18 protein-coding genes are annotated in these 14,116 nt (G+C 67.7%); 8 read left to right on the forward strand and 10 right to left on the reverse strand.

What is annotated here, in order from left to right; all coding sequences use genetic code 11:
- Positions 1–2: 2 nt before the first annotated feature.
- The 6 genes from HPY32_RS17325 to HPY32_RS17350 are packed head-to-tail and all read right to left on the reverse strand — an operon-like array spanning position 3 to position 5,498.
- Complete coding sequence (locus HPY32_RS17325; protein ID WP_067579866.1) at positions 3–824, reverse strand: HK97 family phage prohead protease; 822 nt, start codon at positions 822–824, stop codon at positions 3–5.
- On the reverse strand, positions 799–2,031 hold the full coding sequence (locus HPY32_RS17330) for a phage portal protein (RefSeq protein WP_067579864.1): 1,233 nt from the start codon (positions 2,029–2,031) through the stop codon (positions 799–801). Before HPY32_RS17330 ends, HPY32_RS17325 begins: the two co-directional genes overlap by 26 nt.
- Positions 2,028–2,195, reverse strand: a complete 168-nt coding sequence (locus tag HPY32_RS17335; protein WP_171982904.1) for a hypothetical protein — start codon at positions 2,193–2,195, stop codon at positions 2,028–2,030. Before HPY32_RS17335 ends, HPY32_RS17330 begins: the two co-directional genes overlap by 4 nt.
- Positions 2,192–4,801 carry an LAGLIDADG family homing endonuclease gene (locus tag HPY32_RS17340; RefSeq protein WP_067579862.1) on the reverse strand — a complete coding sequence of 870 codons (2,610 nt, stop codon included), beginning with the start codon at positions 4,799–4,801 and terminating at the stop codon, positions 2,192–2,194. The genes HPY32_RS17335 and HPY32_RS17340 overlap by 4 nt, the downstream gene beginning before the upstream one ends.
- Entirely contained in the window at positions 4,785–5,081 is a 297-nt protein-coding gene (locus HPY32_RS17345) for a terminase small subunit (RefSeq protein ID WP_067579860.1), read from the reverse strand. The genes HPY32_RS17340 and HPY32_RS17345 overlap by 17 nt, the downstream gene beginning before the upstream one ends.
- Positions 5,082–5,498 carry a hypothetical protein gene (locus tag HPY32_RS17350; RefSeq protein WP_156674005.1) on the reverse strand — a complete coding sequence of 139 codons (417 nt, stop codon included), beginning with the start codon at positions 5,496–5,498 and terminating at the stop codon, positions 5,082–5,084.
- Between the two features lie 215 nt (positions 5,499–5,713).
- Between HPY32_RS17350 and HPY32_RS17355 the strand changes: the two genes are divergently transcribed.
- The 8 genes from HPY32_RS17355 (at position 5,714) to HPY32_RS17390 (ending at position 10,841) form a co-directional block, all read left to right on the forward strand.
- The gene (locus tag HPY32_RS17355; RefSeq protein ID WP_067579856.1) at positions 5,714–6,055 is read left to right on the forward strand and encodes a hypothetical protein; all 342 of its coding nucleotides are present in this window, start codon (positions 5,714–5,716) and stop codon (positions 6,053–6,055) included.
- A gap of 93 nt (positions 6,056–6,148) precedes the next feature.
- Positions 6,149–6,550 carry a hypothetical protein gene (locus tag HPY32_RS17360; protein WP_067579854.1) on the forward strand — a complete coding sequence of 134 codons (402 nt, stop codon included), beginning with the start codon at positions 6,149–6,151 and terminating at the stop codon, positions 6,548–6,550.
- 385 nt (positions 6,551–6,935) lie between these two features.
- Entirely contained in the window at positions 6,936–7,217 is a 282-nt protein-coding gene (locus HPY32_RS17365; RefSeq protein WP_067579852.1) for a hypothetical protein, read from the forward strand.
- 31 nt (positions 7,218–7,248) lie between these two features.
- Complete coding sequence (locus HPY32_RS17370) at positions 7,249–7,548, forward strand: hypothetical protein (protein ID WP_067579850.1); 300 nt, start codon at positions 7,249–7,251, stop codon at positions 7,546–7,548.
- 207 nt (positions 7,549–7,755) lie between these two features.
- Entirely contained in the window at positions 7,756–8,106 is a 351-nt protein-coding gene (locus HPY32_RS17375) for a hypothetical protein (protein ID WP_067579848.1), read from the forward strand.
- 91 nt (positions 8,107–8,197) lie between these two features.
- Entirely contained in the window at positions 8,198–8,422 is a 225-nt protein-coding gene (locus HPY32_RS17380; protein ID WP_156674004.1) for a hypothetical protein, read from the forward strand.
- Positions 8,423–8,895: 473 nt separating this feature from the next.
- Positions 8,896–10,116: a M57 family metalloprotease gene (locus tag HPY32_RS17385; RefSeq protein ID WP_156674003.1), complete on the forward strand. Its 1,221-nt coding sequence runs from the start codon at positions 8,896–8,898 to the stop codon at positions 10,114–10,116.
- 233 nt (positions 10,117–10,349) lie between these two features.
- Entirely contained in the window at positions 10,350–10,841 is a 492-nt protein-coding gene (locus HPY32_RS17390) for a hypothetical protein (RefSeq protein WP_156674002.1), read from the forward strand.
- Positions 10,842–10,893: 52 nt separating this feature from the next.
- Here HPY32_RS17390 and HPY32_RS17395 read toward each other — a convergent pair whose 3' ends face one another.
- From HPY32_RS17395 to HPY32_RS17410, 4 genes are all read right to left on the reverse strand, one after another.
- On the reverse strand, positions 10,894–12,147 hold the full coding sequence (locus tag HPY32_RS17395) for a DNA modification methylase (protein ID WP_231951372.1): 1,254 nt from the start codon (positions 12,145–12,147) through the stop codon (positions 10,894–10,896).
- A gap of 117 nt (positions 12,148–12,264) precedes the next feature.
- Positions 12,265–12,945, reverse strand: a complete 681-nt coding sequence (locus HPY32_RS17400) for a DNA-methyltransferase (protein ID WP_067579840.1) — start codon at positions 12,943–12,945, stop codon at positions 12,265–12,267.
- Positions 12,921–13,130 carry a hypothetical protein gene (locus HPY32_RS17405; RefSeq protein ID WP_156674001.1) on the reverse strand — a complete coding sequence of 70 codons (210 nt, stop codon included), beginning with the start codon at positions 13,128–13,130 and terminating at the stop codon, positions 12,921–12,923. Before HPY32_RS17405 ends, HPY32_RS17400 begins: the two co-directional genes overlap by 25 nt.
- A 27-nt stretch (positions 13,131–13,157) precedes the next feature.
- Positions 13,158–13,442, reverse strand: coding sequence for an HNH endonuclease (locus HPY32_RS17410; RefSeq protein WP_156674000.1), 285 nt, complete (start codon positions 13,440–13,442; stop codon positions 13,158–13,160).
- Between the last annotated feature and the right edge of the window lie 674 nt (positions 13,443–14,116).

Here is a 14,116-nt window from a genome sequence, read left to right on the forward strand (position 1 = left end):
GATTACTTCAGATCGGTACCGTCGCCGAGGCCGATCAGCTCGGCCAGCCGCAGCGTCCGCCGCGACGGCATCATCACCGGCTCCGGTTCGAGTTCGGGTGTGGCGGGTGCGCTCGCGGTAGCCGTAGCTGGAACCGGATCGGGGGTCACGGCGGCGGGGTGCAGTTCGTGATGCAGGCGGGCCAGCAGCTGGTGGGCGTCACCGATCCGGTCCGGGCCGAGGGCTCGTGCCTCGGCGAGCATCGACTCGAATTCGGTGTGGTTCAACACCTCCAGCACGCTGCGCAGGTTCACCGCCCGCAGCGTCGCCGAGGTGGCGGGGTTCGCGCCGAAGTTCACGACACTGACATCGCCCTTGTGCAGGGAGATCTCGGTGATGCGGCGCTCGGTTTGATCGGTGCTCCACACATCGTCTTTCACCCGGAACGCGAACGACATCTCGTCCATATCGCCGCGCGCCATCTTGGTCTCCAGCCGCTGCACATCCGGATCACGGCGGTCGAGATCGGCTTCGACCTGCAAGCCGGTGCCATCGGCCGCCAGGCGCAGGGTGCCGGATTTCGTTCTGGCGAGGGGCATTCCGCCGTGGTTGATCAGTAAATGCACGTCGGCGCGTTCGCGCAGGGTGCGGTCGAACGCGCCCGGGGAGACGGTCTCGCTGAAGCCGCCGCGCACCGCCGGGCCACCGGCGACGTCGTAGGCGGTGCCGAACACCGACGCATACCCCCGCAATGTCAACGTGTCGCCGACGCTGCGCAACTCGACACCGTGGGCGCTGTAGTCGCGGATCTCGAGGGAGTCATGGAGCTTGGTCTGCAGATCCACTCGCGGGATTCTCCTGTTCTGGCTGCCCAGCCGCGCCGGTCGGGTCGGCGCCGAGGGGGCCGTAGTTGAGGGGCTGAATATAGGTGTCGCCGCCCTCGATCGGCGGCAGGTCCTCGAGGGCGCGGATCTCGTTGACCGACATCCATCCGGCGGTGCGCGCGGAGTTGTAGGCGTCGTAGCGGGCTTTCTGATCACCGCGCAGCAGCCCGCCGACGTTGAAGCGGACGAACTGCCCGCGCGGGGTGAGATCGGACAGGGCGTCTTCGATGCAGGCCAGCCACGGCCGTAGTGAGTAGGTGACGAACCCGATGCCCTGGGCCTCGATTCCCTGGCCCCAGCTGGTGGAGCGTTCGGTGTCGCCGATCATGTGCGGCGGGATACCGAACAGCATCGCGATCTCCCCGCGCTGAAACTTCCGCGTCTGGAGGAACTGCGATTCCTCGGGGGTGATGGAGATCGGCCGCCACTTCACACCCCCGGACAGCACGGCCGGGTGGCGGCGTCCGCCGTGGGAGGAGAGCCACTGCTTCTGCAAATGGGTGACCGCGTCCCCGGAGAGGGCTTGATCGGTTTCCAGCACCGAGCTGGGGTTGGCGGATTCGCCGAACCAGCGGGCCCCGTAGCGTTCGGCGGCCAGACCCAGGCCGATGCCCTGGCGGGCCTGCTCGATCGGGGACAACCCGATGACGCTGCCGGGCAGCACGAACCGCCGCACATGCACGATGTTCTTCGCCGGGACCGGCTGCCCGGCAACCGCATACGACACCGCCTCCCCCACCGGGACACCCCGAACGTCGACGCCGCGCACGCCGACGTCGTCGGGGTGCAGCACCTCCAGCAGCAGCGGGAACTGCGCTTGGTCGCGGGCGATGACGTGCAGGTAGGCGTTGCCGCGCAACGCCAGTGAACACACCAGCTGGAACAGCCACTCGAACCGGGTCCACCGGTCGTCCGGACGCGTCACCCACGCCGGAGGCGTGCGGACCTGTTCGCGGACCGGCCCCCGCCGCCGGTAGGCATCCCACGGCAGCGACGCGACCGCGTCGGCCAACAGCCGCACGCACGCGTACACCGTGAGATGCTGCAGCGCACTACGTTCGGACACACTGATGCCCGACTCCGACGCTGACGCCCAGTTCGGGGGGATCGCCGACTCGGTCAACGCTCGAGCCTCACCACCGCCGAGCAGCCATGACAGCAGGCTCACGACCGAGCCGACCGCCGCTGGATGCGAATGTCGACGATCAGCAACACCATGCCGAGCGCCAGCAGCGCCCCGGCGACGCCGAGCAGCCACAACCCGGCCGCGATCACCACGATTCCGGAAACCTCCAGCAGCAACGCGATACTCGACCGCACGGCGGTCCTCACTCGGTGTCCTCCCACAACTCGTCGGGCCAAGAATGGATCTCCGGCAGCGGGTCATCGGGCACACCGAGCGCCCACAGCGCGGCGATGGCCGCGATGAGGGGGGCCGCGTCGTGCGGGGACCGGCGGCGATCGATCACCCACGCATCCCCGGCCGGTTTCACCGCCGCGGTGGTGGCGGCGGAGTCCAGGCCCGGATGCGGGAGGTGCCGCACCGCGCGCCGCTCGATGAGGTCGTAGGTTTGCCCGGTCGCGCGCCCGAGATCGGGTCCGGCCCAGGCGATCACCGGCAGCCCGACCGCGACGAGCTCGGCCAGCAGACTCGACACCGGTGCCCCGTTGGCTTGCAGCACCACCGCGTCGATGCGGTCTCGGCGGTCGGTCAACCAGCCCAGGACCCAGTCGGTGCCGGCGCGGTCGGCGGTGATCTCCACATGCGCCACCCCGTCCACGCGGTGCCCCGCGAGGGCGATGTAGGCGCGGGACCGGTTCCACGACACGTCGACTCCGACCACATGCCGGGTGCCGGGCGCGATCTCGGAGCGGGCGTCGAGGGTGGCCGCCCACGCCGTGGCATCGAACGGGCCGGTATCGGCCGATTCGATCCACCGGCACAACACCTCGACCGAGAACACCGCGGGCGGGTCCGTGCGCAGCGCGGCCGCGATGGCGCGTTCGGTGATGGTGCCCCACCCCATCGACGGGTTGGCCTGCGCCCAGGCATCGCGATCGTGACGGGCCGCGCCGGGCGGCGCGGACCATTCGAACAACCCGAGCGACTCGTCCTCGCCGTCATCGAGCTCGTCGGTATCGAGGTCGTCTCCGGCCAAACCCAGTGCGGCAGCATCAGCGTCGCCGTCGGGCCAGCCCAAAGCTTGATGCGCCAGCGCCCGCAGATACCGCAACACCACCGATAGGGAATCCCCGGCGTTGGAGAACCCCCACACCTGCGCGTGCGGGCGAGCCAGGGTGGTCTTGGTCGAGGCTCCCCACGCGTCCCAGGACTGATGCTCGCGCAACTCGTCCAGCAGCACCAGATCACCGGAGAACCCGCGGGCGCCGCGCCGGGACGCGGCGGCGACCCGATACTGCTCCCCCGCCGCCAAGATCAGGGCCTTCTTACCGTTGACCTTCGACACATGCCGGATCCCGGCGCGCAGCTCCGGGACCGATTCGGCGAGTTCGACCGCCTCACCCCAGGCTTTCTCGGCGTTGGCGAGGTCCTGAGCGGTGCCGATCACCGTGCGCGACCCGCGCGCGTAGATGTGCCACAACGCCAGGATCAACATGCACAGCGTGTTGTGCGTCGGGACCAGATCGCGACCGGCTAGAAACAGCCCGTCGGGGCGGTCGACCTTGATACAGCGCACCGGCCGCGACGCCACCTCACGAATCGACCGGATGCTCACCGCGTGCCGTTCACCGCCGCGCCCGCGCGGGGCCTGGACGCGGGCGGCTTTGCGCCGCAACCGGAACGGCACGTACTCGCCCTGCTCGGGGGTGAAACACACCCGCCAGCGGCGGCCGACCTCGCGCCCGGCCAGCATCGCGGCGGGCTCACGGATGGTGGCGCGCCAGCCCAGGGAGCGCAGCAGATACAACACGTCGGCCGCCAGACGCTGGTTCGTGGAACAGAATTCGGCCTGCGCCGACCGGCGGGCGGTCCCGGCACCGATGGTGCCGTCGGAATCCATCAACCCCTGCAGCAGCGCCAGCCGCTGCTCGGTGCCCGCGGTCAGATACTCGGCCGGAACATGTTTATCGCCCCACACCCCGAGTCGCTGACAGCGGGCCTGGAACCCGTCCCGGCGCGGCCCGGTCCGGATCCGCACCTTCCACGCCGTGCGCCCCCGCACGCTCGACACGATCTGTGCCCCAGCCTGTTCCAGCAGCGCGGTCATCTCGCCGACGTCGCCGTCGCCCACCGCGATCTCGGCACTGCGGGAGGTGCCGTCGCCGAGCCACACTCCCAGCAGATACGGATCGACTGGGAGGTCCACGGGTTTGGAGATGATCGCGTGCTGACGCGGCAACCGGAACGCGAACTCGCGGGCACTGCGTTTGAGCCCGCGGGCGAGCAGCTGCTCGGTGGTCAGCGTCTCCCACCCGTACATCCGGCGCGGGCGTTCGCCTCGGCGGCCGGTCCGCCGCATCCGGCGGCGATCGCTCACGGTCCACAGATGCTCGGCGTCGGCGACGAGGGTGCGGCCGTCGGTGGTGGTGACCTCGTAACAGCGGCGACCGGTCATCACCTCGTAGGCACCCACTACGCGGGTCGGGTGCCCGTCGGGATGAAACACCTGATCCCCGACCTGCAGCCGCCCCATCGTCGACCAGCCCGCCGTGGTCAGCACCGGCGTATCGGCGTCTAGGGCTTTGCCGTTTTGACGGGCTATCAGCGTGATGACGGTGCGGAACCGGTACAGCCCATCCGGGCGGAGTTCCAGCGCGTGGATGAACAGCCACTTCTGCCACGGCAACAACCGGATTCCGAGGGTGTGCTCGGCGAAGGCGATCACCGAGAACCCGTGCGAGGTCTGCGGGGTCAACTCCCGCAGCGGCGGGGTGAAGATCCGCGGCTGTTCGCAGCCTTTACGCGGAGTTCCCAAGCTCCCGACGCAACCGGGTCAAGGTCGACTCGATCCGGCTAGATGTGTTGTGGCCCAACGCGCTCCGCCCGCCCGGGGTACCGCCGAGCTCGGCCAGCGCCCGCAGCAGGTGCGGACCCAGGTACAGGGCTCTGGTGGCGTCCTGGCCGCCCCTGGCGATCCCGGCCTCGATCTGCATCGCATACCGCAACGCCAGATCGACCGCCGCTTGATCGGCGGGGGTGAGCCAGTCCATCTCGGTGACCGCGGCCGCGACCGACTCCGGCAGCGAACCCACCATCTACGATTCCACGGCCCGCAACCGAAGGCCGGTGTCCTGCTGGGCTTCCCGGTTCTCCCGCGCGGCGGCCTTCACCGCCGCCAGATAGTCCCCCACCCCGGCGCCGCTGTCTCCGGCGGCGGCGCGGTCGGCGAGCACATCGGCACGCATCCGCATCACCTCCAGCCCCTGGGCGACCGCTTTCGCGTCGCCCTGGCCGATGCGTTTCCACAACCCCAGCAGCATCGCGTCCAGCCGCTCCAGATCCAGACGGGCACGGATATCGGCGGTTTCCTCCCGCGCCCGCAGCGCGGCGGTCACCAGGTCGTAGGCGCGGGCCTGCGAGACCCCGAGTTGCTCGGCGATCTTCGCGTACCCCACCCCGGCCTTGCGCAACTGCAACGCCTGTTGCGCGGCCACGTCCCTCGATGCGCCCACGATCACCTCACCCCATTCCTCGTCACCGCACACTCGTTGCCCACCAGGAGTTTTCACCTCTCCGGAGCCCCCGATAGCCGGTTGATGCGTGCCGCGAACAGAGCTAACGTCTGGCACACGCCAATTCGATCACTAAGGGACACAATGCTTTTCAACAATTCACCTCATCCGGCGGGCCGATCCGCGATGGCGTCGGGAGCCGGGCGGGTGCGCCGATGACGCGCCGCCGCTTCGACGAGGACCAGGTCCGTGAGATGGTGCGGTTGCACGTCGAGGACGAATGGACATGCGCGCGGATCGCTGCGGCGTTCCGCGCACACGCGACGACCGTGTCGGCGATCCTGCACGGACACCTCTACACCGACGTGACCGGCGGGCTGAACGTCAGCCGCGCCCACGCGGTGTCGGCCCACCGGCAAGCGGTGGTCGCCGACGGGATCGCGCAGGGCCGCACACAGACCGCCATCGCCCGCGAACTCGGCATCACACCCTCGGCGGTGTACCAGCGGGCCACCAAACTCCGGCCCCGCTCCGAGCGCCGCCGCCACACCGATTGAGCTCCTGCGGCACCGACCCGGCGGTCGTGCTCGCGTAGCTGGCCGACCCGGACCCGGACCTGCACGATCACCTATTGAAGGGGCACAACGACTATGAGTTCTCCGAAGACCTTTCTCTCCGAGGTCTACCGGCCCGAGCTGACGTATCTGCGGCGGCGGTTCGGGGTGTCGGCGGCGATCGTGGACACCGGCGGCGGCTGCCTAGGCATCCGGGTCGCCGCCGGACACGCGCCCGGGTCCGAGCAACCGGTCGAGGTGCTGGTCACCACCGTCGACGCCGGGCTGGCCGTCGACCGGGGCGAGATCGTGCACTGGTACGCCTGCGTCTACGACACCACCAGCGGCGGTACCGCCCTGGCCGACGGCCACGACCCGGACTCCGGCCCGGTGGCCGTCACCACCGCGCTGGCCAACCTGCACGACGCCATCCCCGCCTCCGAGAACATCTGCCCGTGTCTGCTGGTCGGCGGCCTCGACCTTCCCCAGCGGGAATGAGCGACGACGGCTCGCACGGCCGACCGCCCGCTCCGCGCCGGGCAGGGGCGGCCGGTTTCGTGTATTCAGACAGCGCCGCCCACGCCGTATGCGGCGCTGTGATTGGCGTGGGGTCCGAGACTCGAACTCGGCGCACCACCCTGGCGGGCGGTTCCACCCCTGGCCCCACCCCGCCGCCCGCCGACGGCGGGTCCATCCTCCGGTCATGATCCCGGAAGCACCACCATAGCCACGTAAACCGTTGCACCACAACATTATTGGACGATTCGATACGGCTTGACTTCGGTCGCGGCGAGAGCGTTCATGGTGATGCCCGATCCACGGGCCACTAAGCGCGAAACATACAGCGCCCCAATTGAATTCACTCGACACAAGGAGCACGACCATGGACCTCGACCAGCTGGGTATCGTCCGCGACCGGACCCTGACACTGGCACGTCGGGCGGTGATCACTCGCGCGATCGGCCACCTCACCGGCACCGATCACGCCACCGTGACCGCGCAGCTCGCCGATCCCAGCCTGAATCTGCACGATCACCTGCGCCGTGACCCGGTGCAGCTGGCCCGGCTGCTCGCGGACGGCCTGTATGCCGCCGACGGCCGGTTCTTCGGCGCGTACAAGGGCGCACAGCAGGTCCTGCTGGCGGCGGGCCTGCCCACCAACTGACCGCCACGAGTCCGGAACGAGGGATGACGACATGAACGACGACGACCGCCGCAGGCAGGAGTGGAAGGCCGAGGCACGCGACGAGCCCGACCCCGACGCCGGGGACTGGATGGACTGGGAGGGCGTCACGATCCCGGACTGGGGCAGCGCCCTGGTCGAGGTGCGTGGCGGCACCGTGCGAGTCGCGGTGACCGACTTCGCAGGCGACCGCGAGGCACTGATCACGCTACTGCCCGAACAGGCGATCACCTTCGCCGACTGGGTCACCTCCGCCGCCTACTCGGCAGCGGAGAACCTCGCGGCCATCCCACCCCGGCCACAACCGGACTGACCAGCCGGCACCCGCCCCACCACGGGGCGGGTGTCGGCGTCACCCGCAACCGTCTCCGGACCAGCCCCCCTTGGCGCTCATCGTCCAATCATGTTGCCCATCAGCGTATTTCGCGAAGTTCTTCGACGGGTTCCGACTTCACTTCCGGCAACACGAGAGCTATCGTTCTAGTACCGGAAGAACGAAACACCAAGGGAGACAACAATAATGACCACCATCACGCTCGCCCCGCTCGACTCCGACGAACTGTATGTCGCGGTACTGACCGAGATCAGCGCCGACGGCCGCCGCCGGGAGATCGACCACGAAGACTTCGACGCCGACCTCGACGCCGCCACCGCGTGGGCCGAAACCCAGATCCGCGACTACACCGCCGAGCACGGCTCGGGCGGGAACTACCGGATCGACCTGGCGCGGGTCGACTGGGCGGACTGGGACGGCGACACCTGGAGCATCGACGAGGACACCACCTGCGCCCGCGCCGAACTCGACCCCGCCACCGACACCATCACCTGGCAAACCACCGGCCCCTTCGACTTCACCGAATACCGGCGATAACCCCGGCCGCCGGGCACCCGCCCCGGCGGGCCCGGTATCTGCCCGGATCACCGGGAACTATGAAACGACTTGACAGAGAAGGGTATTCGAGATGACGGCTGGGACTCTGGTGTACTGGATCGGTGAGACGGGGGTCGACACCACGGTCGGGAAAATCCTCGCCTACCCGGCGATCGATCCCGACGACGGAACCCCCGATGACGGGTTCGCCGAAGTCCGGTGGGCCGACGGGGAATTCGATATCTGCCGCCTCAGCGAGATCGCTCCGGTACCGGACCCGACACCGGAACAGTTCGCCTCGGTCGCCGCCTTCTAACCTGCCTGCACTACCCCCGCGAGGCCGTGAAATCCACGGTCTCGCCGTCGTCACGGACCGGCACCAGCCCGGTGTTCCCGGAGGCGGCGGCAGATCACGTCCGCGTAGCGGGGATCCAGCTCCACTAGCCGGGCGGCAGACCCGCGCACTGCGGCGTATCCGGCAAGCACCCGCGCACATGGCCACGCATTGATGCTCGACCTCGGGTGCATCCCTGGCAGCGTCGAGAGGTCACGTCCTCGCACGGGGATCCAGCGGACACAGGCCGCGCATCTCCTGCGAGCCGTCACCGACCGACTCGGTAGGGGTAGCCGACACGATCTATATGGGCGATTCGTTCCGTTCGGCAGATTATCGATGACCTGACCGAATGCCCGTTTAGCATGATGGATGTAGTCAATCACCCTGAGCCAGTATGAATTTCGACGCTCAAGGATGATCTTCTCTTGGCGAGGGGCAATGAGGAGAACGTTATGACATCCCGCCAACGGCACATGCGGCGTGAGCAGCGCCGACGGACCCGCGCGGTCCGGGCCGCCGCAGCACTCGCCGCGGTTACCCTGCTCTGTCTGGATCCCGCGGTCGGGTCCGCGCGACCGGCCGATCCGCCCTATCCCATCGGCGGAGCGATCAAGGTCGAATACGACGAAGCCGGTGGATTCGACTTCTTCGGCAACGCGATAACCCCGGAATCCGACGCCGCGCGCGGAGGCCGCTGGCAGGGATTCGAGAAGAACAGCTCGATCTACTGGCATCCGTTGGTGACCGACGGCCACGCCCATCAGATCGGCGGTAGGATCCGGGACAAATGGGGTGAACTCGGCTGGGAGAACGGGACGTTGGAGTATCCCACCACCAGAGAGCTACCGGCCCGGAAACCGGGCCGGTTCAACCACTTCGAGGGCGGGTCCATCTACTATTCGAGCGCGACCGACGCTCACAACATCTGGGGATTGATCCGCGACAAGTGGGCCACACTCGACTGGGAGAACGGCCCACTCGGCTTCCCCGCCAGCGACGAGTTCCGCGCGCGTGACAACGGCGCTGGTCAGCACATGCAGGGCGGTGAACTGTACTGGTCCTCCGGCACCGGTGTGCATCCGGTCTGGGGAGCGATTCGTGATCAGTGGGTGCAAGCGGGTTGGGAGAACGGCCGCTACGGCTACCCCTCTTCCGACGAGGTCGGCGGCGGAAACGTGGACGGGAAGGGTGGCTACGTCGGGCGGTGCCAGTACTTCGAAAAGGGGTGGATCACATGGAATACCGGCCCGCTGACCGATAAGAACAACTCCGTCGACGTGACCTATCGGCGCATGACAATCAAGTCGGGAACGAAGTACGGGTCGGCACTGGACGCTGGGATCAGTACCTGGAACAGCCTGGGCCGCATCAATGTCACCACCGACGTTCCCGCCGGTACCGAGGAAAAACTCGAGATATCCGATATCAACCTGCCCGACGTCTCCTGGGAAGGGCAATACACGCCAGGGGGCACCCACGACGGGATCCTGTTCAACACCCACTTCATGGACAGCAACAGCGACGCGGAGAACCAGCACGTCGCGACCCATGAGCTCGGGCACGCACTCGGCCTGAAACACAGTTGCCAAGGACAGATCATGACGGCCTACACCGACGACACCACCAAGCTCGGCCCGATCGACATCGACTCGTACCGTCAGTTGTGGGGGTAACAATGAACAAGAAAACGATCTGGCACACGGTAGCGGCAACCATCGCATCGGCCGCAGCATCCGCGGCAGTCGTGGCATGCGGACCGAACCCGGACACCTTGGACCCCGGAGTGCACACCACGGTGATGGAGCCCTCGTGGGCCTTCGACCCCGGTGACCAACGTCAGCTGGCAGGCTGGGCGGATGCGATCTTCGTCGGGACGGTCGCGGACAAGTCCGGCACCGACACCCGAATGCCGACGCTGCCCGAAACCCAGTTCCGGGTGACGATGATCCAGGCGTTGAAAGGGGAACCACCCGACTCCGTCACGGTGAACCAGCAAGGCGGCTACGTAGCAGGCAAAGCGGAACTCGTCCTCGTGGACCACGATCCGTTGATCTCCGCAGGCAAGAGCTACCTGTTCGCCACCCGATACCTACCCGAGAAGAACTGGTACACCATCGCCCCCCGCATCGGAGATGTCGAATTGACCCCGGCGGAACTGCAGGCAGTGGAATCGTCTCTGCGCAACCGCAACACGGCCGAACCGGAAACCATCCAGAGAATGCGGGACTCGATCGCCAACCAGATCCCCCTCCGCGACAACCGCCCATCCCAGGCACCGGCGACTCCGCCGCCGACACCTCCACCGGTACCCAGCAGTTCTGAAACACCCAAGCAGACACCATCATCGGGCACGACGGCAACTCCCTCCGTGTCGCCATCGGCCACGCCCGGACGGTGACAGAGCAAGGAATTCGCCCCGGCCGAAACGAATTCCGGTTACGTGAGGACCGTCACCGATTGCGTGAGGCCATGAAATCCACGGTCTCGCCGTCGTCACGGACCGGCACGAGCCCGGTGTGTTCCTGGAAGCGGCGGCAGATCACGTCCGCGTAGCGGGGATCCAGCTCGATCAGCCGCGCGGCCGACCCGTGGCCGTGCGCGGCCATCAGCGTCGACCCGCTGCCGCCGAACAGATCCAGCACGACCCCGCCCGGCCGCAGCGAGTTGGCGAGCATGGCCTCGATCAGCGCGACCGGCTTCATCGTCGGATGGTCGCGGTTGGCGACCGGCTTGTCCACCTCGAACACCGTCGCCGCCGCGTTGTCACCGAACCACCGATCCCCGCCACGCCCGAGGCGTCCGTCGCCACCGGGGATGAACCCGTACAGGATCGGCTCATGGCGGTAGTGGTAGTCGCTGCGGCCCATCACGATCGAGTTCTTCACCCACACCAGATTCTGCCGCACCAGCACCCCGGCCCGACGCAAGGCGCCCTCGAACCGCACTCGCTCCGAATCCGCGTGCGCGACATACACCGGCGCACCCGGGCGTGACACGGCGACCATGGAAGCGAACGCACCACCGAGCAGGTCGTCGAGGTCCGCGTTGCCGTCGTTGCGGATCCGCAACGCGTCCCTGGTCTTACCCACGTAGTCCACACCATAGGGCGGGTCGGTCCAGACACAGTCCGCCTGCCCACCGGCCATCAAGGCTTCGACCACCGAGTACTCGGTGGCATCGCCGACCGCGAGACGGTGGGGGCCGAGTTGCCAGATATCGCCGGGAACGCTGATCACGTCCTCGGACACATCCGGGACCTCCTCCGGATCGGTGCGGGATTCGCGCGGGATGATCGCGGCGGCCAGCTTCTCGAAATCGGCAGGCGTGTAACCGGTCCCGGCTAGATCGTCCAGCCCGTCCAGGAGTTCGAACAGAGCGGTGTAGTCGTAGTCACCGAGGTCGGCTGTCCTGTTGTCGGCGGCCACGATCCGGCGCGCGGTCTGCTCATCGACATCGATCACCCCCGCCTCCACACGCTCCCAGCCGAGCTGACGGGCCGCGAGGAGGGTGTGGTTGCCCGCCAGCACCTCCATCACCCGCCCCGTCAGCGTGCCCTCGTTCACCACGATGGGCCGGTACTGGCCCGTGGCCTGCAGCGAGGCGGCGATGGCATCTACATCGCCCCGGCGGGGATTACCGGCGAAGGTCGACAGCTCGGCGACCGCCAACGCGGCGAACCGGATCCCCGTCACAGGGGTACTCACAATGAAACGTCCTAGTCAGAAAGGGTTTTCATGATTCCTCGCGCGCGCGTGCGCGATGGGGGTAGGGCTCCGGGGGGAGAGTTCACTGCCGACCCGGTTTCGAGGAGCCGAGCGGCCTCAACTTTGAGACCCCGTATCCCCCACCGACAGCAGCCCACGGGTGCGGTAGCGGCGCACCGACAGATCGAGATACGGTGCGTGTTGGTCGATCCCGATATAGCGGCGGCCGAGCCCGAGCGCAGCCACACCAGTGGTTCCCGCACCGTTGAACGGGTCCAGCACGACCGCTCCGGGGCGGCTGAAGAACCGCACCAGCCACTCGGCCAGCTTCGGCGGGAACGGCGCCGGATGATCGACCTCCTGGCCGACCGTGGCCACCGCGACACTGACCCAGTTCTTGGCGCGGGAGAACTCGTGCGCGATCTTGCCCGAACCAGGGCGATGATGACTCCACCCCAGACGCTTGGCCCGGCCACCGAAGGCCGCGCTTCGGGTCATGCTGCGCTGCCGGTCCCGGTCGGTGATGCGGTTGCCATTGGCGCGGGCATCGACCCACGGTGTCGGTGTCCGCGAATACCACAGGATCGATTCCCACGCGCGCACCGGCCAATTCGGCCGCCCGGTCGGCATCGCGTCCGGTTTCACCCACACCAACTCGTCGTGCTCGAACCAGCCCTCAGCCCGCAACGCCAACCGCATCCGCATCACATAGTCTGCGACCTGGCTGCGCCGCACGTGGGGCCGGATGTTGATGGCCACCGAACCGTCCTCTTTCAGCACGGACGCGACCTTGTCCATCCACTCGACCGTCCAGGCCGGTAGTCGACCTCGGGCACACCGCCGTAGGTCGACCCCCGCTGCATCGCATACGGCGGACTGGTGATCACCACGTCCACCGACCCCGGCACGAGCTCAGCGAGCACCTCGGTGCAGTCACCGTGGTAGAGGGTCAGCGGGCCGCTGGTGAAATAAGGAGAAGCCATCTCAAATCGGCTCGTGCAGGCATGGTTTCAGAACTCCGACCGCACCCACGCACCCGCCGGAGCAGGCTCGCCATTCCCGCGAGATCGGTTGCAGCGCACATGACTCGGCCGCACATTGGCCGGTTCGAACGCCAGATGCGGATGCGTGGAGACCGGATAGACGTGATCGGCCTCGAACCCGTCCGGATCGAACCGCTTCGCGGTGTAGTCGATCGGCTGCCCACATACCCAGCACGGCAGTCGTTGCTTGCGGAGGTCGGCGACGAGGACCCGCCACCGATACGTCTGGCGCGGGTCGCTCGCCACCGTCACTCACCGCGATTGTCAGCCGAACGAAACCACGGCGCTCGGATCCGCCGGAGCGTCCGCGGAACCGTTACCCAGCTGACCGACCGAGATCAGCCACAGGATGAGCTGCAGGAATGCGGGCATGGCAACACCTTTCGAGGGAATGTGATCGGAGAGCGGTTCCGGGTGAACCGCTGTCGGGGAACACGGTTCGCCCACTCGGAGGTGCCGCTCTATATCACTGAGACCCGCGGGCGCTCACAGTAGACGAGAGGCGGTCGGAGACAACTGGTTCCGGAACCGGAGACACGAAGAGCCCCGATCCACATCCGAAGGGGAGGGGAGAGGAAGACCAGGGCCGCTGCGGGCACACGTGTGCCACTCGCTCCTCTAGCGTCCCCGAAACGCGACGCCCTGTCAAGCCCGCTGAACATCGCCGCCGAACAGCGGATTCGGCTGCACACCAAGATATCCCGCACAACCAGCCAGGACATGCGTCGTGGCCGACCGATATCGGGTCCGTGGAGCCACTGCTGGCGACGCTGCGCCGGGGGCTCCGGAAGCGAGGCGCCGCTTCCCTCCAGCTCTGTCCCTCGTCGCCCCCTTCGCCCCTCGTCGGCCGGGGTCAACAGGCGCTAACCCAGAAATTTCATCGGACTGACGATCCGGTGGTGTGCCGCTGACGAAGAATGGTGCTC

It is taken from the genome of Nocardia terpenica (genome assembly GCF_013186535.1).
Classification (GTDB): domain Bacteria; phylum Actinomycetota; class Actinomycetes; order Mycobacteriales; family Mycobacteriaceae; genus Nocardia; species Nocardia terpenica.